The sequence below is a fragment of the Streptomyces sp. NPDC047028 genome (genome assembly GCF_040644095.1).
Taxonomy (GTDB): Bacteria; Actinomycetota; Actinomycetes; order Streptomycetales; family Streptomycetaceae; genus Streptomyces.
In genome coordinates, this window is sequence record NZ_JBEYVS010000001.1 from 311,124 (window position 1) to 331,513 (window position 20,390).

The following is a 20,390-nucleotide window of genomic DNA, read 5'->3' on the forward strand; positions in this document are numbered from 1 at the left end:
AGGCGACAGAGCCCGGAAACGCCAGACGCCCCGGGCCTTGTCGGCCCGGGGCGCCTGGGAAGTCGCTTGGCGGTGCGCTCAAGCAGCTCGACCGTGGCAGCCGGCGGGCCGGTTGCCATAGGTAAAGAGGAAGGTCGAGTGCGTGAGCATGGCGCACAGTATGCCATGGCACCGCAGCAGGGGCGGCCCGCCCGGCCCGTTAGAATCGAAGACACAGACCCCGCCCAGACCGCCGGAAGGCCAGGCACCCCGTGTCATCGACCCCCGCTGCCGCCACTCCCGACACCGTCCTGGTCGTCGACTTCGGCGCGCAGTACGCCCAGCTCATCGCCCGTCGCGTCCGCGAGGCGCGGGTCTACAGCGAGATCGTGCCGAGCACCATGCCGGTCGCCGAGATGCTCGCCAAGAACCCCGCGGCCATCATCCTCTCCGGAGGCCCCTCCTCGGTCTACGAGGAAGGCGCCCCCCGCCTCGACCGTGCCCTCTTCGAGGCCGGCGTCCCGGTCTTCGGCATGTGCTACGGCTTCCAGTTGATGGCACAGACCCTCGGCGGCACGGTGGACAACACCGGCGCCCGCGAGTACGGCCGCACCGACCTGCACGTCTCCCGGACCTCCTCCACCCTCTTCGAGGGCACCCCCGCCGAGCAGGCCGTGTGGATGTCGCACGGCGACGCCTGCTCCGCGGCCCCCGAGGGCTTCTCCGTCACGGCCTCCACCGACGTCGTTCCGGTCGCTGCCTTCGAGAACGACGAGAAGAAGCTGTACGGCGTCCAGCACCACCCGGAGGTCATGCACTCCACGCACGGCCAGCAGGTCCTGGAGCACTTCCTGTACCGCGGCGCCGGCCTCAAGCCGGACTGGACGACCGGCAACGTCATCGACGAGCAGGTCGCCGCGATCCGCGAGCAGGTCGGCGACAAGCGCGCCATCTGTGGCCTGTCCGGCGGCGTGGACTCCGCCGTCGCCGCCGCCCTCGTCCAGAAGGCCATCGGCTCCCAGCTGACCTGCGTGTACGTCGACCACGGCCTGATGCGCAAGGGCGAGACCGAGCAGGTCGAGAAGGACTTCGTCGCCGCCACCGGCGTCCAGCTGAAGGTCGTCGACGCCGAGGAGCGCTTCCTCACCGCCCTCAAGGGAGTCTCCGACCCCGAGGAGAAGCGGAAGATCATCGGCCGCGAGTTCATCCGCGTCTTCGAGCAGGCGCAGGCCGAGATCATCGCCGACGCCGGCCCGGCCGTCGAGTTCCTGGTCCAGGGCACCCTCTACCCGGACGTCGTCGAGTCCGGCGGCGGCACCGGCACCGCCAACATCAAGTCCCACCACAACGTGGGCGGCCTCCCCGAGGACCTCGAGTTCCAGCTCATCGAGCCGCTGCGCAAGCTGTTCAAGGACGAGGTCCGCATGGTCGGCCAGGAGCTGGGCCTGCCCGAGGAGATCGTCCAGCGCCAGCCCTTCCCGGGCCCCGGCCTCGGCATCCGCATCGTCGGCGAGGTCTCCAAGGAGCGCCTGGACCTCCTCCGCGAGGCCGACGCCATCGCCCGCGAGGAACTGACCGCGGCCGGCCTGGACCGTGACATCTGGCAGTGCCCGGTGGTCCTCCTCGCCGACGTCCGCTCGGTCGGCGTCCAGGGCGACGGCCGCACCTACGGCCACCCCATCGTCCTGCGCCCGGTCTCCTCCGAGGACGCCATGACCGCCGACTGGTCCCGGCTGCCGTACGAGGTGCTGGCGAAGATCTCCACCCGCATCACCAACGAGGTCCGGGACGTCAACCGCGTCGTCCTCGACGTGACCTCCAAGCCCCCGGGCACCATCGAGTGGGAGTGACCCCGGTGACGTGGAGAGGTGGAGCGGCTACGGCCGTTCCACCTCTTTCTTCACACCACGGCACTGCCCATTTGCGCTGACCGACGGTAACTTCCGGACCGTACAGCCAACCCAGTGCTGGAGGACCGATGCACGGGCCGACCCCACCGCTGCCGCTGCCCACCGACCAGCTGCAGTTCGCCATGCCGCCGATGCACGACTCGGTCGACGACGAACGCCGCCACCGCAAGGAACGCCTCGCCGGCGCCCTGCGGATCTTCGGCCGGGCCGGCTTCGAGGACGGCGTGTCCGGGCACATCACCGCCCGGGACCCCGAGTTCACCGACTGCTTCTGGGTCAACCCCTTCGGCATGCCGTTCCGGCACGTCACCGTCGGCGACCTCGTCCTCGCCAACCAGGACGGACAGGTCGTCGAGGGCCGCTACCACGTCAACCAGGCCGCGTTCACCGTGCACGCCCAGGTCCACGCCGCCCGCCCCGACGTCGTCGCCGTCGCCCACTGCCACTCCGTCCACGGCCGCGCCCTGGCCGCCCTCGGCGAGCTGATCGACCCCATCACCCAGGAGAGCTGCGCCTTCTACGAGGACCTCGCGCTGTACGACGCCTACAGCGGCGTCACCGTCGACGCCGAGGAGGGTCGCCGCATCGCGGGCGCGCTCGGCTCCCGCAAGGCGCTCGTGCTGCGCAACCACGGGCTGCTGACCGTCGGGGACTCGGTGGACGCGGCCGCCTGGTGGTTCATGTCCCTGGAACGGTCCTGCCAGGTGCAGTTGATGGCCAGGGCCGCCGGCCGCCCAATCCTCATCGACCACCGGCAGGCCGTCGCCACCCGCGAGCAGCTCGGCGGCGACCTGGTGGCCTGGATCAACTACCAGCCGCTGTGGCAGGACATCAGCCGCGGCGAACCCGACCTGCTCAGCTGACCCGTACGGCCATCACGCCTTCAGCCGAACCCCTTGAGCACGGCCGCCTTGGCCAGCGCGAACTCGTCGTCCGTGAGCACCCCGTCCCGGCGCAGCTCGCCCAGCTCCCGCAGACGGCGCAGCAGCACGTCATGGTCCGCGTACGGCCCGGCCTGCCCGCACGGCCCGGGCGCGGGCGCCTCGGGGCGGTTCGGGCCGGCGTACGCCTCGCCGGTACGGGTGGAGGGGTGCGGCAGCCGGTGGGTGACGGCCGCCGCCACCAGGGCCGTCAGCAGATCGCGCCGGACGCTGCCCCACAGGTCCAGGGTGAAGGGGTCCCGCTCGGGCGGCAGCTTCGAGAACATCGTCTCGCGGGTCACGAACCGCAGGAACCCGTCCTCGTAGCCAGAGTTGGGCAGCCACTCGACCTGCACCAGGTCGCCGAGGCCGATGATCCGCGGGCCGGTCGCGCGTTTCACCCGGTCGGAGGTGTCCGCCCAGTCGATGCGGACCTGGGTGCCGTCGAAGGAGACCGTGCCGTCGGAGGACCGCACCGAGACCGGCACCGGCGGACCCGGCAGCAGATAGCCCACTGTGGGCTCCTTGGGCACCTGGTCGAGGAACAGCGCGTGCCGGATCTCCTCCGCCACGTACTCCGCGACCCCGCAGCGGTCCGCGTCCACCGACAGCCGGTAGGGGTCGGCGGCCTCCGGCAACCGGCCGCCCGTGGCCTGCAACAGCGGGTCGGCGCCCTCGCGCAGCCGCATCCGCAGCCGGCCGTGTTTGCGCTCCGGTTCGAAGCAGACGGCCGACACCGCTTCCAGGGGCACGGAGATCTCCCCGTACGTCTGCCGCAACAGCGGGACGGTGCGGTGGAGTCCGGGAGTGATCCGGATCGTGCTGCCGTCGAAGGCCCAGGTCCCGTCCCGCTGGATGATCTCGGCCATACGGGAATTCTCCCAGCCGGGTCAACACGCCGGCCCGGCCTTCACCCGCCCTGACCCGGACCGGCCGTTCCGGGCACCCCGGTGTAGGGCACAATGCGCTCTCGTCACAGGGGAGTTGCACGGCGCTGACGCGGCCCGCCGAACGGGTCGCCTGCCGTGACTCGGGTCGAGGGGAAGGTGGGCGTCGGGCGTGGCGGTGCAGGAGGCGAGACAGGATGCGGCGACAGGTGCCGAGCGGACCCACAAGGGCGGCTGCACCTGCGGGGACTGTCCGCACGGGGCCCGGGAGGGGCATCGGCGGGCCGTCGCCGCGTTCCTGCGCCGGCGCGACGAGTTCGCGGCGGGGCAGGGCCTGCCGGCGGCCGTCGCGCACTCGGCCTCCGCGTCCCGGCAGTGGGTCTCGGAGGAACTGACCCAGCGGGCGGACGCGGTCGCGGAGCGCGGCCGGACCGAGGGCGAGGCGTGGCTCGCCCGGCTGTGGCCGCGCACCGCCTGTGCGGTCTGGGGCGTCGTCGTCGTCCTGCTGATCAGTGAGGCCCTCACCGCGATCGGCGCGGGCTGGAGCCACGCGCGCACCGCCGCACTGCTCGCCGCCCTTGTCACCGGCGGCGCGCTGACCGCCGCGTCCTGGTTCCACCGGGCCCGTGGCGGGGCACTGGCGCCGGTGATCGGCGAGGACAACCGGATGTCCACCTCCCGTACGGTCGCCGCCTGCTGGGCGCTGTTCGCCGGCTACACGGTCCTGCTGCTGGCGGCCCGGCTGGCCGTCGCCTCCGACCCCGCCGAACGCGACGCGCTGCTCGCCGGACTCGGCCTCGCGCGCGGGGCGGGCCTGGTGACCGTCCTCGCCGTGGTCAGCGGGATCGCCGTACTGGTCCGCCGGGTCGTCGGGCTGCGCGTCCTCACCCAGCGGCTGCAGAAGGTCCCGGCCCACCGGCCGTACGCCGCCGACCTGTTGACGGACGACGCCGGCCGGGGTGCCTTCGCCGACCTCCAGTACGTCGCCCTGAACGCCGCCGCCCTGCTCTTCACCGCCGTACGGCTGGTCCGCCGCCCGGACCGGCTGCCCGACCTGCCCTGGGGCCTGGCGGTGCTGGTGCTCGTCTCGGCCGCGACCTACCTGGCCGGCAAGTACGCCGAGGGCAGCCGTGCCGTGATCTTCTCCGTGGTCCGCAGCCGCGAGCCCGGGGACTTGGACGGGCCGATCCGCACCGGCGACGACATCGAGATCCGCGGCACCGGCTTCGTCCCGCCCGGGGCGAGGAGCGCCGACCGGCTGGCCCGGATGGTCGTCCGCATCGGCCCGGTCGACGTCCACGTCCCGCTGGTCCCCGTCAGCGGTGGCTTCAGCAACCCCACGGACACGGTGCTGACCGTCCCCGTGCCCGCCGAGGTGGAGCCCGGCTCCGTGGAGATCCAGGTGGTGACCGCGGCCGGATTGGCCACCAACCGGTGCATCGTCCAGATCACGGAGTGAGCGCGGCGAGAGCGGCGAGAGCCCTGAGAACCAGGAGAGCCGTGAGGAGGGGGAGCAGAGGGAGAACAGGGAGAACGGTGCGAAGAAGGAGAACCGCGGACAAATCCCGGAAAAACAGCAGCGACGGGATTGAACCGGGAACGGGTGTCGTACGTATCGTCGGGTGACGGTCTCCAGACAGCGGGCGAGAGGCGGCCAGTAGCGATGACTCATGGCATTCGGACCGACACGCACACCTCCCATCCGATTGGCGGCCGCACCTGGCGGGACACCGCTGGTCATTACGCCCTCCTTCCGCTCCGCATCTTCCTCGGCGTCACCTTCATCTACGCCGGCCTGGACAAACTCACCGACAGCTCCTTCCTGAAGGCCGGGGGTGCCGGTTCCATCGGTGACACGATGAACTCGGTGCGCGGCTCCGCCGCCATCCCGGCCCTGGTCGATCTGGCCCTGAAGAGCCCGGTCGGCTTCGGGTACGCCATCGCCCTCGGCGAACTGGCCGTCGGCATAGGCACGCTGCTAGGTGTCCTCGGCCGGCTGGCGGCCCTCGGCGGCGCGCTGATCTCGCTCAGCCTGTGGCTGACCGTGAGCTGGGCCTCGACGCCCTACTACTACGGCAACGACCTCGCCTACCTGATGGCCTGGCTGCCCCTCGTCCTCGCCGGTGCCCCGTACCTCTCCGTGGACGCGGCCTGGCGGGCCCGGCGCCGGCAACGGGCGGCCGGCTACCGGTGACCGGCCGGTGAGGCGCGGCTAGGACCTGTCCGGCGGATCTTCGTGGGCCCGCGACGACTGGCACGCCCTCTCGCCGCACGCCCGAATCATCCAAGTACGTACGAGGGCGATCCGGGCGCACGCCGAGAGCACGCACCAGACGCCGCGGGCTGCTCCACGAGGACCGCCGGACAGGCCCTAGCGGGGAGCGGCGCCGGCGGTGCCACGCCGTCGGCGTATCCCCCGGGTCAGGGCGGCGGTGACGCCGGCCAGGACCAGGCCGCCCACGATCAACGGGACGACCACGAACCACGGGGTCTCCCACCGGCCGGCCGCGTCCCCGGCGAACAGCGCTCCGGTGGCGGTGAGGAAGAGCCCGGCGACCAGCTTCCCGGGCTGGAACTCATGACGCAGCACGACTGACCTCCACCTGTCCGACCCCGACCCGGAGGTCGAGCCGCAGGGTGCCGGCTTCCTTGCCGCCCTTGACCGGCGACAGGGTCACGTCCTTGTGCCTGCCAGGCTGCACGTCCACGTCTCCCTTCCCTTCCCCGGGCAACTGGATGTCGCCCACGCCCACGTCGATGCTCATCCGCACGGTCGCGTCCGCCGGGACGATCACTCTCAGCCGCCCCGCGCCCACATGGGCGTCCGTTCCGGCGCTCTGTCCCTTGACCAGGTGCATCCGGCTGAGGTCGAGGGTGCCGACGCCGGTGCCCTGGTCGTACGTGCGGTGCAGGTCCGCCGTGGCGGCCGGCTGCCACACCGTGTGTCTCCAGTGCGTCGTGATGTCCTTGGGCAGCGCCGCCGCCCCGGCCAGCAGCGCCGCCGTCAGTACCGCGAGGAACACCGACCCCGCGCCCGTACGCCCCAGGAACGAGCTGGCGGCGATGCCCAGCCCGAAGACCCCGAGCGCGCAGGCCAGCCCGATCTGCAGGCTCGTGCCCAGCGGACGCGTGTCCCAGGTCAGCCCGGTCCCCAGGCCGAGTGCCAGCAGGGCGAGCAGGAACACCCAGCCCCCGATCCAGCGCGGACCGCGCGGCGCCCGCGGTCTCGGCGGCTCCGGTCGCGCGGTCCCCGGGGAGCCGGAGTGCGTCCACGGCATGGCGAGGGCCGCGTCGATCACCGGTCCGACCTCCCGCTCGCGGGCGTCACCGGGGCCCCAGAGATAACCGGTGCCGCCGACATGGGTGCCGTCCTTGACGATCGGGTCCCGCCACCAGGACGGATAACTGGTGACCACCGGCGGCGCCTGGGCCTCCGGTGGGGCGTCGGCCGCGGCCTGCGCGGCCACCGGGTCGGGGTCGGGCGCACCGCGCCGCTGCGACCAGTACCCGGCGCCGGCGAGCAGCACGGACAGCACCACGGCGAAGGCCAGCACCCCTCCGTTCTTGATCATGGTCAGCAGCACTCCGCAGCCGACCAGCGCGAACAGCACGGCGGCCAGCGCCTGGCCGTCGACCCGGCCCGTCAGGAGCTTGCGGACCTCGTTCTCCTCCTCGCCCTCGTAGGGCACGAGGAGCCAGGCGAACCCGTAGAAGATGAGGCCGATCCCGCCGGTCGCGGCCAGCACGGCCAGGGTGATGCGGAAGATCACCGGGTCCAGGTCGGTCCGCCGCCCCAGCCCCGCGCACACACCCGCGATCACCCGGTGCCGGCGGTCGCGCAGGAAAGGCTGAGGGGTGCCGGAGGTGTCCGGCTCGAAACCGCCGGGGCCGTCGCCCGGACCGTCGGCCCCCTTGTCCGCGCCCGCTCGGCTGTTCCGCTTCTCCGCGTGGTCGCCTGGCGCCTCCGTCGCTCCCGTCCTGTCCGTCGCGGCGGGCGCGGCATCCGTCGGTCCGGAGCCCGGGGCCGGGCGCGGGCCGGTGCCGGGTCCCGGACCCGTCGCGGCGTGCTCGTGATCCGTCATGCGTCCATGGTGACGGCCCGGCAGCCGTGGCGGGAGCCGGGACGACCCTGGGCGAACCCTGAAATCGGCCCTGAGACGGCCGGGGGAGATGTTCGATCACCGCAGTCGAATCGAAGATCAGGGGAGTCTCGGGGGTCGACCCTGATGCCCCGGATCCGGCGGCCGTGTGACCATCGATGGCATGCCGGAAGCCGCAGCGACACCCCTCGACGACCCGCGGCCGCCGCGCAAGCTCTACCGCAGCAGCGACGGTCGCTGGCTGGGCGGAGTGGCGCGGGGCCTCGCCGGGCATCTCGGGCTGCCCGTCGTCTGGGTCCGGCTCGTCTTCGTCGGCCTGTTCATGGCCAACGGACTCGGCGCGCTGCTCTACGCCGCGTTCTGGTTCTTCGTCCCGCTCGGTGTCGGAGGCGTCGGCGACCACAAACCGCCCGCGCTCGTCGGCACCGAGACCGCGGCGGACGGCCGCCGCAGGCTCGTGGCCCGCAAGCCGGACAAGGGACAGTTGGCCGCACTGCTGCTCATGGTCATCGTGTCCATGGTCTTCGTGAGCAGTGTCAACCTGGGCAGTGCCGCCAAGGCGTACCTCGTCCCCGCCGTGCTGGTCGCGGCGGGTGTCGCCCTCGTCTGGCGCCAGGCGGACAACGCCCGCCGGGCGCGCTGGGTCGAGGCCGGCCGCCGGCGCCGCACCCTGAGTCTCCTGCGGGCCGGCGGCGGCGTCCTGCTGGTCACGGCCGGCGTCTCCGCCATCTTCATCATGCAGGGCTCGGCCGCCCACCTCGGCGCGGTCCTCCAGGCCGCGCTCGCCGTCCTGGTCGGCATCACGCTGCTCGCCGGCCCCTACCTGGTGCGGATGACGCAGGACCTGTCCGAGGAGCGTCTGATGCGCATCCGCGCCCAGGAGCGGGCCGAGGTCGCCGCGCACGTCCACGACTCCGTGCTGCACACCCTCACCCTGATCCAGCGCAACGCCGACAACGCCGGAGAGGTCCGGCGCCTCGCCCGCGCCCAGGAGCGCGACCTGCGCACCTGGCTGTACAAGCCCGAGGGCACGGGCAAGGACGAGGCCGACGAGCCGGACACGGTCGCCGAGGCGGTGCGCCGCAACGCCGCCGAGGTCGAGGACAAGCACGGGGTGCCCATCGAGGTCGTCGTGGTCGGCGACTGCCCCCTCGACGAGCGGACCGCGGCGCAGATGCAGGCCGCGCGCGAGGCGATGGTCAACGCCGCCAAGTACGGTGGCGACGGCGGCGCCGTACAGGTCTACGCCGAGGTCGAGGGAAGGACGGTCTTCGTGTCCGTACGCGACCGCGGCCCCGGGTTCGACCTGGATTCGATACCCGCCGACCGCATGGGCGTCAGAGAATCGATCATCGGCCGTATGGAACGCAACGGTGGCACGGCCCGGCTGCGGGCGGTGCCGGGCGGTGGCACGGAGGTCGAGCTGGAGATGGAGAGGGCGGAGAAGACGTCATGAGCGACGCGACCGAGGCGAACGGCACAGCGGCGGGGGCCGCGGAGACGGCCGGGTCCGGCCGGCCCGTGGACGAGGGCGCGGGCGGGCGGCGGGTGCGTGTGGTGCTCGTCGACGACCACCGTATGTTCCGCACCGGCGTGCAGGCCGAGATCGGCCAGACCGACCGGACCGGTGTCGAGGTCGTCGGCGAGGCTGCCGACGTCGACCAGGCGGTCACGGTCATCACCGCCACCCGGCCCGAGGTGGTCCTCCTCGACGTGCACCTGCCCGGCGGCGGCGGGGTGGAGGTCCTGCGCCGCTGCGCCCCGCTGATGGCGGACGCCGAGCGGCCCGTCCGCTTCCTGGCGCTGTCCGTCTCGGACGCCGCCGAGGACGTGATCGGCGTGATCCGCGGCGGCGCCCGCGGCTACGTCACCAAGACCATCACCGGCACCGACCTGGTCGACTCGATCTTCCGGGTCCAGGAGGGCGACGCCGTCTTCTCCCCGCGCCTCGCCGGGTTCGTCCTCGACGCCTTCGCCTCGACCGATGCTCCGCCCGTCGACGAGGACCTCGACCGGCTCACCCAGCGGGAACGGGAGGTGCTGCGCCTGATCGCTCGGGGCTACGCGTACAAGGAGATCGCCAAGCAGCTGTTCATCTCGGTGAAGACGGTCGAGTCCCATGTCTCGGCGGTCCTGCGCAAGCTCCAGCTGTCCAACCGGCACGAGCTGACCCGCTGGGCGACGGCACGCCGCCTGGTCTGAACCCGGCCGGCACGCGCGGTCGCGACCCTCACGGGCCACCCCTCACGCCACCCGGGTCGCCCCCGCGAACGGCATCAGGTCGATCGGGGCCAGCCGGACCGGGGCCGAGGGGTTCGGCGCGTGGATCATCTGGCCGTTGCCGACGTAGATCCCGACGTGGCTGATGCCGGAGTAGAAGAACACCAGGTCCCCCGGCTGAAGTTCGGAGCGGGAGACGCGGCGGCCCGCGTCGATCTGGGCGTAGGTGGTGCGGGGGAGGGAGACACCGGCCGAGCGGTAGGCGGCCTGCGCCAGTCCCGAGCAGTCGAAGGCGTCGGGGCCGGTCGCGCCCCACACATAGGGGCTGCCGAGCTTGCTGTAGGCGTAGGCGACGGCCGCCGCGGCACGGGAGTTCGGGGCGGTGGCGGAACCGGCCCCCTCCAGGACGGTCCGGGCGTCCGCCGCGGACCGGGAAGCGCGGTCGGTCTCCGCGCCGGCGCCGGTGACCTGCGCCCGCTGCTGCGGGCTGAGCCGCGCCAGCAGCCGCCGGGCCTCGTCCAGCTTGCCGTTGATGGTCTCCTTCTGCCGCTTCAGTTCGGCCTGCCGCGACCGGAGCGAGGTCAGTTCGACTCGGGCGGCGCCCCGCAACTGCTCGATCTCCCTCAACTGCCGGCGCACTCGGGCCACCTGCCCGGCCTGCCGATGGCCGGCGCGCTCCGCGAACGAGGCGTTGTCCAGGTACCGGTCCGGATCGCTCGACAGCGCGAGCTGCCAGGCGGGGTCGATGCCGCCGTCGCGGTACTGGGCGGCCGCGACCAGACCCAGCGCCTCCTGCGCCGAGTTCAGCTTCAGCCGGCGGCGGGCGGACTCGTCCTGCAGCGAGCTCAGCCGCCGCTGGGCCTTGTCGGCCTGCTCCTTGGCCCCGTCGTACTTCTCGGTGGCGGTCTCCGCCTCCCGGTACAGCTTGTCCACCTTGGTCTTCACCTGCGCCGGTGTCAGCTGCGGCGCGGCCTGCCCGGTCCCGTCGAACGCCGTCGCGGTGGCCGCGCCCGCCAGGGCTATGGTGGCGGCCGTCCGGACCGTCGTGCCGCTGAGCGAGCGCTGTCGGGGCTTGCGGTGCGCTGCCACCTGGACCGTCACGTCCTTCCGTACGGCTGGGACGACCGAGGCCCGGTCATCTGGAGCAGGACGCTAGGCCGAATGGTGACGGCTTGGTAACGCGTGTACGGAACTGGCTGTCCTGGACCGCCGGGTGACCGCATGTGACCGCATGGCGTGACTGGAGTGGTCCCCTTCACACAGCGTGCTGACCGAAGCGACCGACCTGGGGCGAGCGGGAGCCCTGCGGTGCTATGGGTCGGGTGGGAGGGGCCGGTGACAAGTGGCCCGGAGCCCCCTGATTAGGCTCCGGGCTCATGGACGTACTCATCCATCTCTTCGTCGGCCTGCACATCATCGGCATCGCCGCGCTCCTCGGCGGTTTCCTCACCCAGATGAAGGCGATGGGCCAGGGCACAGCCCGGTTCGTCCCCGGGATGCTGCACGGCGCTCTGACCATGCTGGTCACCGGCGTGGCCCTGATCGGCCTCAACCAGGCCGAAGACCACCACGTCAACGCCGTCAAGATGGGCGTGAAGCTGGCCGTGCTGATCGTGATCCTCGGGCTGGTCTACGTCAAGCGCGACGAGGAACGGATCGACAAGGGCCTGTTCGCCCTCGTCGGCGGGCTGACCATGGCGAACATCTTCATCGCGGTGCTGTGGTCGTGACCTCGACGTGGTGACCCGGAGGTGGTGACCCGGAGCGCTCCCTGAGCGTTCCGGGCGTCGTCAGCGTTCCCTCCTGATCCCCTCGCGGGCCGCGAACACCGCGCCGGTGGCGACCACGAGCCAGGCCGCCGCCGCCACCCACACCAGCACCCGGCCCAGATCTTTCAGCCACGGGATGCCGACGGCGGACGAGGCCGACAGAGTCGCCGCCGCCGTCATCCCCAGCGGGAACACCGTCGACCACCGCCGCATGTCGTAGTGGAACCGAGGCCAGACCACCTCGCAGACGATCAGGACGAGCCACGCGGCCAGGACGATGGCGAGCAGCACGACCGTCACGGTCCGCAGGACATCGCGGTCGTCGTTGTTCCACAGATACAGGCGCGCGCTGTCGGCGACCAGCAGCTTCGCCCCGGCCAGCGCGGAGATGGCGAGCGCCCCGGCCGAGATCCAGTGGTCCCCGGCGCCCTGCGCCAACTGCCGGGGGTCGAAGTGGGTCAGGGCCAGCGCGTAGAGGGCCAGGCCCAGCCAGAAGAACACCAGGCCCACGCGCGCGAGCCACGCCGCCGTCTCCGCCGCCGCCATCGTGGCGGACAGGACGGCGAGCCCCTCGGTGGCCACGCAGCACAGGAACACCGCGCCCGGCATGCGCCGCCCCCAGTGCCGTACGACGAGCACGAGCAGCACGGGCCAGAGCAGCGCCGCCAGGGCCAGCAGCGCGTTGGAGAGGTCCGGCCAGCCGAGCGCCGCGAACCGGGACCCCAGCACCGTCGTCGCCGCCACGGCCGTCAGAGCGCCCGGCGTCTCCGCCTCGGCCACCCAGCGCCGGCGCTCCCGGAGCAGCCGTAGGACGAAGTCGGCGGCCAGGGCCACCCAGCCGACGCAGGCCATGGCGAGCACGACGAGCGACAGCGTCTCGCGGCCCGTCAGGTGCAGCGCCACCGACAGGATGCCGGTCGCCATCACGGCGGCCCCGGCGGCGGGCGGCCGCGACGCCCACCAGACGAGCAGGGCGGAAAGAGCGGGCATGCGCCGATGCTAGGGAGCGGCGCGAGCCGTGGGCGCGGGGCACGCGCGCGTGGCGGCCGAAAAGTCCGGCGCGGCCGGGAAAAGGAACGGTACGGCGCCGTAGCCGCGTCCGTCAGGCCGGTCGGACCACGCTGTGGATCATGGATTCGCCGCCGTGGTGGACCGACTCCTCGCGGACGTACGTGCCGGGTTTGGGGGCGTGGATCATCATTCCGTCGCCCAGCCAGAGGCCCACGTGGCCGGCGTCGCCGTGGAAGAAGACCAGGTCACCGGGGCGGGCTTCGGCCAGGGTGACGGTCCTGCCCGCGTGGACCTGGTCGCGGGTGGCGCGGGGCAGCGCGACTCCGGCGGCCTTCCAGGCGGCCTGGGTGAGGCCGGAGCAGTCGTACGAGCCCGGCCCCGACGCACCCCACACGCACGGCTTGCCGATCTGCGCGCGGGCGAAGGCGAGCGCCTTCTCGGCCTTGGTGACACGCGACCCGCCCGACCCGGCCCATCCCCCCGGCCCAAGAGAGCCACCCGACTCGACGACCCCGGGCAACCCGCCGGACGCCGACTGCACCGACCCGGGCAACCCGTCGGCCGCGGCCACCCCGGGCGACCCTGCCGACTCGACGACCCCGGGCAACCCGCCGGACTCCACCGGCCCCGACATTCCACTCGGTGTCGTCGTGTCGGGCTGTGGGGTCGGCGCCGGGCCGGGGTCCTGCCAGTGCGTTCGTTGCGGTGTCGGCTTGGACGGCCGGTCAGGGGTGTCCTGCCAGCCGTGACGTTCGGCTGCCGCCGGCCGCACCGCCCCCTGTTCGGTCAGTCGGATCAGCATCCCGCGCGCGGTGGCGAGCTTGTGCTGGACGGCGGACTTGGCGGTCCGGAGGTCGTTCTGCGACGTGGCCGGCGAGTCGGCCGCGGGGGTGGCGTCCAGCCGCCTCCGGACGGTCGCGGAGGCTCCGGCGGGCGAAACCTGGTCCGCGCGGGGCTTGTTGAGGCGGCCCGAGCGCCGGGCCACCTCCTCGCGCAGCGCGTCGAGGCTGCTGCGCTGCCGGCCGTCACGCTCCCTGGCCGCGTTGTACTTCGGCGCGTCGTACGTCCCGGCGTACTTCTCGGCGTATTTCTCCGCTTGCCTCTCCGCGTACTTCTCGGTCGCCGACTCGGCGTGCCGGTACAGGTCGTCGACCTTCTTCTCGATCTCCTCCCGGCTCGGCCTGCCGTCGTCGGAGGCGGCGGGCGCGGCGTCGGCCGTCTGGGACAGCACGGCCACGGAGGTGAGCGCGGCGGTGGCGAGTGCGGGGGTGCGGAGACCTGCTCCGCGCGCCCCCGCGGGGCGCGGCTTGCGGTGCGACGCCAAGGGTGGCGACTCCTTCCAATGTGCCGCCTACCGGGTTAGCTGTCGGGTTCGGGCGGATGGTTCGGAAGGCTGCCCTACGGCCCTGGCCCGGACGGGACAGGGCGATTCACCCCAGGATCGGTGGGTCCCCGGCTCCGGGCCCCGCTGCACGGGGGCTGCCGGACTCGGCGGGGGCCGCCCGGACCGGCGAGGTTCACCGGAAGGGGTCGTGCGGCCCGAACGCAACCTAGCCAACTCGTGTGACTTCTGTGAAGGTCGATGCGTGATATGTCCGATACATTTTCGTTACCTCGAAGGATGAACGCGCTTGCCCCGCGCGGCGGTCACACACCGTCCAGCAGGCACTTTCGCAGCGTGAGGGAATGGACGGCCCGCGAGGCGGGTAGATCAACTCTTCGGGAATCCGGCCATGTTCCCGGGTCGGCGACCGGCTGTCAGTGGGGCGCCCTAGACTCGGAGAGCGATGAGCAGCCTCTTTGACGACAGCTTCCTGGCGGCCCTCCAGCCCCCCCGCGGGCGCGAGGAGGAACCCCCGCCACCGCCCGAGGACGATCACGCTCCGGAGCCGCTTCCGGGCGATCTGTTCGGCGGGGAGTTCGACGTACCCCCGGACCGGGACACGTACTACCGCGACGGCGCCCCGCGCCCCGCCATCGACACCGCCGCGCTGCTGGAGGGGCTGAACGACAACCAGCGCGCCGCGGTCGTGCACGCCGGCTCGCCCCTGCTCATCGTCGCCGGCGCCGGCTCCGGTAAGACCCGTGTGCTCACCCACCGCATCGCGCACCTGCTCGCCGAGCGGCACGTGCACCCGGGCCAGATCCTCGCGATCACCTTCACCAACAAGGCCGCCGGCGAGATGAAGGAGCGCGTCGAGCACCTCGTGGGTCCCCGCGCGAACGCGATGTGGGTGATGACCTTCCACAGCGCGTGCGTGCGCATCCTGCGCCGGGAGTCGAAGAAGCTCGGCTTCACTTCCTCGTTCTCGATCTACGACGCCGCCGACAGCAAGCGCCTGATGGCCCTGGTCTGCCGTGACCTGGACCTCGATCCCAAGCGCTTCCCGCCCAAGTCCTTCAGCGCCAAGATCAGCAACCTGAAGAACGAGCTGATCGACGAGGAGGACTTCGCCGCCCAGGCCACCGACGGCTTCGAGAAGACCCTCGCCCAGGCGTACGCCCTGTACCAGTCGCGGCTGCGCGAGGCCAACGCGCTCGACTTCGACGACCTGATCATGACCACGGTCAACCTGCTGCGCGCCTTCCCGGACGTCGCCGAGCACTACCGCCGCCGCTTCCGGCACGTCCTGGTGGACGAGTACCAGGACACCAACCACGCGCAGTACGCGCTCGTGCGGGAACTGGTCGGCACCGGCGCGCACGACGAGGACGTACCGCCCGGACCGGACGACCTCCCGCCCGCCGAGCTCTGCGTGGTGGGCGACGCCGACCAGTCGATCTACGCCTTCCGCGGCGCGACCATCCGCAACATCCTCCAGTTCGAGGAGGACTACCCGGACGCGACGACGATCCTGCTGGAGCAGAACTACCGCTCCACGCAGACCATCCTCTCCGCCGCCAACGCGGTCATCGAGCGCAACGAGTCCCGCCGCCCGAAGAACCTGTGGACCAACGCCGGCACGGGCGCGCGGATCACCGGCTACGTCGCCGACACCGAGCACGACGAGGCGCAGTTCGTCGCCGAGGAGATAGACCGCCTCACCGACGCGGGCGACGCGCGCGCGGGAGACGTCGCCGTCTTCTACCGCACCAACGCCCAGTCCCGTGTCTTCGAGGAGATCTTCATCCGCGTCGGCCTGCCCTACAAGGTCGTCGGCGGCGTCCGCTTCTACGAGCGCAAGGAGGTCCGGGACGTCCTGGCCTACCTGCGGGTCCTCGCCAACCCCGAGGACTCGGTGCCCCTGCGCCGCATCCTGAACGTGCCCAAGCGGGGCATCGGCGACCGCGCCGAGGCGATGATCGACGCCCTCGCCCAGCGCGAGAAGATCAGCTTCCCGCAGGCGCTGAAGCGGGTCGACGAGGCGTACGGCATGGCCGCGCGCTCCGCCAACGCGGTCAAGCGGTTCAACACCCTGATGGAAGACCTGCGCACGATCGTCGAGTCCGGTGCCGGACCGGCGACCGTCCTGGAAGCCATACTGGAACGCACCGGCTACCTGGCCGAGTTGCAGAACTCCACCGACCCCCAGGACGAGACCCGCATCGAGAACCTCCAGGAACTCGCGGCCGTCGCCCTGGAGTTCGAGCAGGAGCGCGGCGAGGACGAGCAGGGCACCCTCTCCGACTTCCTGGAACAGGTCGCCCTGGTCGCCGACTCCGACCAGATCCCCGACGAGGAGGACGGCGACGGCGTCATCACGCTGATGACCCTGCACACCGCCAAGGGCCTGGAGTTCCCCGTGGTGTTCCTGACCGGCATGGAGGACGGCGTCTTCCCGCACATGCGCGCCCTCGGCCAGGCCAAGGAACTGGAGGAGGAGCGGCGCCTGGCGTACGTCGGCATCACGCGCGCGCGGGAGCGGCTGTACCTGACGCGGTCGGCGATGCGCAGCGCCTGGGGACAGCCGTCGTACAACCCGCCGTCCCGTTTCCTGGAGGAGATCCCGGCCACCCACGTGGAGTGGAAGCGGACGGGAGCGACCGCGCCGACGTCCTCCGGGCCCGCGTCCGGGATCGCGGCCTCGCTGTCCTCGACCCGCTCCCGGTCCTCGGCCTCCGGCGCGTCCGGCTTCGCGACGCGGCGCACCGCCGAGAAGCCGGTGGTCGCCCTGGCCGTCGGCGACCGGGTGACGCACGACCAGTTCGGCCTCGGTACGGTCGTCGCCGTCAAGGGCACCGGCGGGAACGCGGAGGCGACGGTCGACTTCGGCGACGACAAGCCGAAGCGGCTGCTGCTGCGGTACGCACCGGTGGAGAAGCTGTAGGAACCGGCACCGGAGCCGGAGAGGTGGCGGCGTCGGGGTGGGTTACGTCGGGTCCAGGCCGTGGCTGCGCAGCCACGGCAGCGGGTCGACGGCCGCCCCGCCGCCCGGGCGCACCTCGAAGTGAAGGTGCGGGCCGGTGGAGTTGCCCGAGTTGCCGGAGTAGGCGATCGGCTCGCCGGCCTTGACCGTCGTACCGGGCGCGACCCGGTAGTGCGAGAGGTGGCAGTACCAGGTCTGGGTGCCGTCCTTCGCCGTCACCATCATCATGTTGCCGTAGGCGCTGTTCCACTTCGTGGACACGACGCCGTCGGTGGCGGCCATCACCGTGGTGCCGTACGACACCGGGAAGTCGATGCCCGTGTGCACGGACATCCAGTTGACGCCGGCCTGGCCGAAGTAGGCGCTGAGCCCCTTCTGCGTGACGGGGAGCACGAACTTGGGGCGCAGCCGCTCCTTGAGCGCCGCCTCGGCGGCCGCCTTCTTCTTCTCCTCCGCCTGCTGGGTCTTGAGGTCGATCCGCTCCTGCGTGCGGCTGGCCCGGTCGGCGAAGTCGTCGGCGCCGGCGGAGAGGCTGCGCAGCTGCGTGTCCAGCTTGTTGTTGGCGACGGACGGCTTCACCGCGTGCGCGTCCGAGGCGGAGGCGGTGGTGTCCGCGCCGCCGTCGGTGAGATTGCCGACCGAGGCGGCCGCGATCCCGGCGACACCCATGACGCACGCCGACGGCACCGCGATGGTCAGCAGCGCGGACCGCTTGGGGGGCGTACGGCGACGGGACCGGCCGGCGCTGCGGGAACCGCCCGCGCGGGGCGAGGGGACGGGAACGACCTCTTCCTGGTCGTCCAGCAGGTCCGGTACGGCGGGCAGCTCACCGGTGGCGGTCAACTCGCCGCCGTCATCGCCGCGTTCACCGAACCCGTCCGGCGTCGCACCGGACTCGGCGTACGCGTGCCCGGCGCCGGGCTCCTCGTACGGGACGTGCGCGAACGTCGCGGTGGCCTGCTGGTCGAACGGTTCGTCGAACGCTTCTCCGGACTGCGGTGCGGGCTCCGCGGCCGCCGAGCCGGCGGAGTTCCACTGGGTGGCGTCGTACGCACCCGTGTCGAAGGCCTGCGTGCCCCACGCCCACTGCTGGGTGGCGTCGGCGTTCGCGGCCGGGTCCGGCTGGAGCCAGGCGCTCGCGTCCCACTGGCCGCTGATGTCGTTGCCGGTGGCCTGCGCGGGGACGGTCCAGGCGGTGGTGTCGTAGGCACCGGAGTCGTAGGCACCGGAGTCGTAGCCGGTGTGCTGGGCGTGCTGCTGGGCGGCGTACGGGTCGTGGGCGAAGGCGTGGCCGGTGCCGTCCGTCTGCCACTGGCCGGTGTCGTAGGCGGCGGTGGCGTGTCCGGTGCCCGGGAGGCTGCCGAAGAGGGGGTCGTTGTCGAAGGCCGTGGCGGACGTGACCGGTGCGGGAAAACCGGTGGCGGCGTAATCGCCGTACGTGGTGAAGTCGCCGTACTGGGCTTCCTGCCCGCCGTAGGGCGCGTAGTGCGCGGCGGAGACGTCGGAAGCCGGGGCCGGGGCGGTTGCGCTCCCCGACGGGTGACGGTCGTTCACCAACTTCTCTTTCGCCTCGACAACAGGGGCTGCCAGAGCAGTGCGGCGACTGTACCCGGCAGTACACGGGCGCGACAATCTTCGGCTGGTTTCGCGTTGGCCTGAAACGGGCATTCGCCCGTCTTTCGGGGGACGCCCGACGCGAGTTTGGCTTTGCGTTCGAATGTCGTTCGATGTGCGGTGACTGTGCGTCACCTGTGTGTCGCACCTGTGGGGGGCGTCAGGCGACCGTCAGACCGCCGGTGACCCGGTCCGCCGGGTGGGGGGCGTCGAGGGCGTCCCGTATTCCGGCCGCGACGGCGGGGTGCACGGGCAGGGCGAGGTGGCCGATCCCGGTCACCCGGACGTTCTGCGCGATCAGGTCGGGGTGGTCGACGCAGGCCGTGTCCAGCGGGTCCATCACCGAGTCCAGATCGCTCCAGAAGCCGACGAAACGGGTACGGCAACCGGGCGCGGGCCTGGTCAGCTCCTCGATGACCGCCGAGTCGGGGCGCATCTGCCGCACGATCGGGTGCGCGTTGGCCAGCGGCACCGCGCGGGTGCCCGAGTGCGGCGTACCTAGGGTGACGAGCGTGCGCACCCGCAGGTCGCCGCCGAGGCACTGCACGTAATAGCGGGCGATCAGGCCGCCCAGACTGTGGCCGACGATGTCGACGCGGCCGCTTCCGGTGCGCTCGCAGATCTCCTCGATGTGCCGGCCGAGCAGTTCGGCCGCGGTGCGGACGTCACAGGTGAGCGGAGAGTAGTTGAGCGACTCGACGCGCTGTCTGCCCTGCTGGGCGAGGCTGCGGCGCAGCAGGACGAAGACCGAGCGGTTGTCGATGAAGCCGTGCAGCAGGACGACCGGCGGACGGGACTCGACGGGCAGCCGGGCGGCACCGTCCCCCGCGGGGAGCACGCGGGCCCGGCTCTCCTGCAGCAGACCGGTGGGGTACAGCAGCATGTGACCGGCCAGGATCGCCGCCTCCAGGGCGGTGGCCTTCAGAAGGGCCACGGACAGACCGGCGAGTCTGCCGGGCCACAGGCGGCGGTAGAGCGGGAGGAAAAGCGGCAATGCACCGGTGACCCTCATGGCCGACCTCCTGTCGGCGCACGGGAGGACGGCTCCGTCCCCCGTGTGCCCTCATGTCCCACCATGTGATTTCCCCCTCGGTCCGCACCGTAAAACTGCCGGTTGCGGGATGCTGGAGATAACGTTCGTTCACTTCGCGACGGTGACGGGCCGCCCGGAATGTGCGGTACTTGTCGATACGGGCGGAAGCAGTCGCTTCTGTAGTCCTTCTGTAGTCGCTTCATGGAGGCAGTGATGGGTGTGGCAGCCGGTCCGATCCGCGTGGTGGTCGCCAAGCCGGGGCTCGACGGTCACGATCGCGGGGCCAAGGTCATCGCGCGGGCGCTGCGCGACGCCGGCATGGAGGTCATCTACACCGGGCTCCACCAGACGCCGGAACAGATCGTCGGCACCGCCATCCAGGAGGACGCCGACGCCATTGGCCTGTCCATCCTCTCCGGCGCCCACAACACGCTGTTCGCCGCCGTCATCGAGCTGCTCAAGGAACGCGACGCCGCGGACATCCTCGTCTTCGGAGGCGGGATCATCCCGGAGGAGGACATCCCGCCCCTGAAGGAGAAGGGCGTCGCCGAGATCTTCACCCCGGGCGCGACGACCGCGTCCATCGTGGAGTGGGTCCGCAGCAACGTGCGGCAGCCTGCGGGGGCGTAAGGACCAGCCC

17 protein-coding genes and 1 riboswitch are annotated in these 20,390 nt (G+C 72.0%); of the genes, 9 read left to right on the forward strand and 8 right to left on the reverse strand.

Annotation, left to right across the window (positions count from 1 at the left end; all coding sequences use genetic code 11):
* The first annotated feature begins 251 nt into the window (after window positions 1–251).
* A complete protein-coding gene (guaA, locus tag ABZ854_RS01470; RefSeq protein WP_361202471.1) occupies window positions 252–1,829 on the forward strand; it encodes a glutamine-hydrolyzing GMP synthase in 1,578 nt (525 codons plus the stop codon).
* Between the two features lie 128 nt (window positions 1,830–1,957).
* A complete protein-coding gene (locus ABZ854_RS01475) occupies window positions 1,958–2,752 on the forward strand; it encodes a class II aldolase/adducin family protein (RefSeq protein ID WP_361202473.1) in 795 nt (264 codons plus the stop codon).
* A 20-nt stretch (window positions 2,753–2,772) separates the two neighbouring features.
* Here ABZ854_RS01475 and ABZ854_RS01480 read toward each other — a convergent pair whose 3' ends face one another.
* Window positions 2,773–3,678, reverse strand: a complete 906-nt coding sequence (locus ABZ854_RS01480) for a DUF4429 domain-containing protein (protein WP_361202475.1) — start codon at window positions 3,676–3,678, stop codon at window positions 2,773–2,775.
* A gap of 190 nt (window positions 3,679–3,868) precedes the next feature.
* On the opposite strand from ABZ854_RS01480, the gene ABZ854_RS01485 reads away from it, so the two are divergent.
* Together ABZ854_RS01485 and ABZ854_RS01490 are read left to right on the forward strand one after the other, a co-directional pair.
* Window positions 3,869–5,155, forward strand: a complete 1,287-nt coding sequence (locus ABZ854_RS01485; RefSeq protein ID WP_361202477.1) for a hypothetical protein — start codon at window positions 3,869–3,871, stop codon at window positions 5,153–5,155.
* Window positions 5,156–5,359: 204 nt separating this feature from the next.
* A complete protein-coding gene (locus tag ABZ854_RS01490) occupies window positions 5,360–5,890 on the forward strand; it encodes a DoxX family protein (RefSeq protein WP_361202479.1) in 531 nt (176 codons plus the stop codon).
* Between the two features lie 177 nt (window positions 5,891–6,067).
* Here ABZ854_RS01490 and ABZ854_RS01495 read toward each other — a convergent pair whose 3' ends face one another.
* Window positions 6,068–6,286 carry a hypothetical protein gene (locus tag ABZ854_RS01495; RefSeq protein WP_361202481.1) on the reverse strand — a complete coding sequence of 73 codons (219 nt, stop codon included), beginning with the start codon at window positions 6,284–6,286 and terminating at the stop codon, window positions 6,068–6,070.
* Window positions 6,273–7,778, reverse strand: a complete 1,506-nt coding sequence (locus tag ABZ854_RS01500) for a PspC domain-containing protein (RefSeq protein WP_361202483.1) — start codon at window positions 7,776–7,778, stop codon at window positions 6,273–6,275. The genes ABZ854_RS01495 and ABZ854_RS01500 overlap by 14 nt, the downstream gene beginning before the upstream one ends.
* Before the next feature lie 181 nt (window positions 7,779–7,959).
* Here ABZ854_RS01500 and ABZ854_RS01505 point away from each other — a divergent pair, with 181 nt between their 5' ends.
* Together ABZ854_RS01505 and ABZ854_RS01510 are read left to right on the forward strand one after the other, a co-directional pair.
* Window positions 7,960–9,252: a PspC domain-containing protein gene (locus ABZ854_RS01505; protein WP_361202485.1), complete on the forward strand. Its 1,293-nt coding sequence runs from the start codon at window positions 7,960–7,962 to the stop codon at window positions 9,250–9,252.
* On the forward strand, window positions 9,249–9,998 hold the full coding sequence (locus tag ABZ854_RS01510; protein ID WP_361202487.1) for a response regulator transcription factor: 750 nt from the start codon (window positions 9,249–9,251) through the stop codon (window positions 9,996–9,998). Before ABZ854_RS01505 ends, ABZ854_RS01510 begins: the two co-directional genes overlap by 4 nt.
* A gap of 42 nt (window positions 9,999–10,040) precedes the next feature.
* On the opposite strand, the gene ABZ854_RS01515 is transcribed toward ABZ854_RS01510, so the two are convergent.
* Window positions 10,041–11,105, reverse strand: coding sequence for an NlpC/P60 family protein (locus ABZ854_RS01515; protein WP_361202792.1), 1,065 nt, complete (start codon window positions 11,103–11,105; stop codon window positions 10,041–10,043).
* Window positions 11,106–11,392: 287 nt separating this feature from the next.
* Here ABZ854_RS01515 and ABZ854_RS01520 point away from each other — a divergent pair, with 287 nt between their 5' ends.
* Window positions 11,393–11,746 carry a hypothetical protein gene (locus tag ABZ854_RS01520; protein WP_361202489.1) on the forward strand — a complete coding sequence of 118 codons (354 nt, stop codon included), beginning with the start codon at window positions 11,393–11,395 and terminating at the stop codon, window positions 11,744–11,746.
* 60 nt (window positions 11,747–11,806) lie between these two features.
* Here the strand turns inward: ABZ854_RS01520 and ABZ854_RS01525 are convergent, their stop codons facing one another.
* Both ABZ854_RS01525 and ABZ854_RS01530 read right to left on the reverse strand, forming a co-directional pair.
* Entirely contained in the window at window positions 11,807–12,775 is a 969-nt protein-coding gene (locus ABZ854_RS01525; protein ID WP_361202491.1) for a tellurite resistance/C4-dicarboxylate transporter family protein, read from the reverse strand.
* 112 nt (window positions 12,776–12,887) lie between these two features.
* On the reverse strand, window positions 12,888–14,120 hold the full coding sequence (locus ABZ854_RS01530; RefSeq protein WP_361202493.1) for a C40 family peptidase: 1,233 nt from the start codon (window positions 14,118–14,120) through the stop codon (window positions 12,888–12,890).
* A gap of 7 nt (window positions 14,121–14,127) precedes the next feature.
* Window positions 14,128–14,300, reverse strand: a riboswitch (cyclic di-AMP (ydaO/yuaA leader).
* 283 nt (window positions 14,301–14,583) lie between these two features.
* Here ABZ854_RS01530 and pcrA point away from each other — a divergent pair.
* Window positions 14,584–17,064 (forward strand): DNA helicase PcrA, encoded by a 2,481-nt coding sequence (gene pcrA / locus ABZ854_RS01535; RefSeq protein ID WP_361202495.1) that lies wholly within the window; start codon window positions 14,584–14,586, stop codon window positions 17,062–17,064.
* Between the two features lie 42 nt (window positions 17,065–17,106).
* On the opposite strand, the gene ABZ854_RS01540 is transcribed toward pcrA, so the two are convergent.
* Both ABZ854_RS01540 and ABZ854_RS01545 read right to left on the reverse strand, forming a co-directional pair.
* Entirely contained in the window at window positions 17,107–18,657 is a 1,551-nt protein-coding gene (locus ABZ854_RS01540) for a M23 family metallopeptidase (RefSeq protein WP_361202497.1), read from the reverse strand.
* 220 nt (window positions 18,658–18,877) lie between these two features.
* Window positions 18,878–19,729, reverse strand: a complete 852-nt coding sequence (locus ABZ854_RS01545) for an alpha/beta fold hydrolase (protein WP_361202499.1) — start codon at window positions 19,727–19,729, stop codon at window positions 18,878–18,880.
* 234 nt (window positions 19,730–19,963) lie between these two features.
* On the opposite strand from ABZ854_RS01545, the gene ABZ854_RS01550 reads away from it, so the two are divergent.
* Window positions 19,964–20,380 carry a cobalamin B12-binding domain-containing protein gene (locus ABZ854_RS01550; protein ID WP_129307316.1) on the forward strand — a complete coding sequence of 139 codons (417 nt, stop codon included), beginning with the start codon at window positions 19,964–19,966 and terminating at the stop codon, window positions 20,378–20,380.
* Window positions 20,381–20,390: the final 10 nt, after the last annotated feature.

Bases quoted from the DNA above. Each gene is read 5' to 3' on its own strand.
- ABZ854_RS01475 (WP_361202473.1), top strand. From the start codon at position 1,958: ATGCACGGGCCGACCCCACCGCTGCCGCTGCCCACCGACCAGCTGCAG.
- ABZ854_RS01480 (WP_361202475.1), bottom strand. From the start codon at position 3,678: ATGGCCGAGATCATCCAGCGGGACGGGACCTGGGCCTTCGACGGCAGC.
- ABZ854_RS01490 (WP_361202479.1), top strand. From the start codon at position 5,360: ATGACTCATGGCATTCGGACCGACACGCACACCTCCCATCCGATTGGC.
- ABZ854_RS01500 (WP_361202483.1), bottom strand. From the start codon at position 7,778: ATGACGGATCACGAGCACGCCGCGACGGGTCCGGGACCCGGCACCGGC.
- ABZ854_RS01505 (WP_361202485.1), top strand. From the start codon at position 7,960: ATGCCGGAAGCCGCAGCGACACCCCTCGACGACCCGCGGCCGCCGCGC.
- ABZ854_RS01510 (WP_361202487.1), top strand. From the start codon at position 9,249: ATGAGCGACGCGACCGAGGCGAACGGCACAGCGGCGGGGGCCGCGGAG.
- ABZ854_RS01520 (WP_361202489.1), top strand. From the start codon at position 11,393: ATGGACGTACTCATCCATCTCTTCGTCGGCCTGCACATCATCGGCATC.
- ABZ854_RS01525 (WP_361202491.1), bottom strand. From the start codon at position 12,775: ATGCCCGCTCTTTCCGCCCTGCTCGTCTGGTGGGCGTCGCGGCCGCCC.
- pcrA (WP_361202495.1), top strand. From the start codon at position 14,584: ATGAGCAGCCTCTTTGACGACAGCTTCCTGGCGGCCCTCCAGCCCCCC.
- ABZ854_RS01545 (WP_361202499.1), bottom strand. From the start codon at position 19,729: ATGAGGGTCACCGGTGCATTGCCGCTTTTCCTCCCGCTCTACCGCCGC.
- ABZ854_RS01550 (WP_129307316.1), top strand. From the start codon at position 19,964: ATGGGTGTGGCAGCCGGTCCGATCCGCGTGGTGGTCGCCAAGCCGGGG.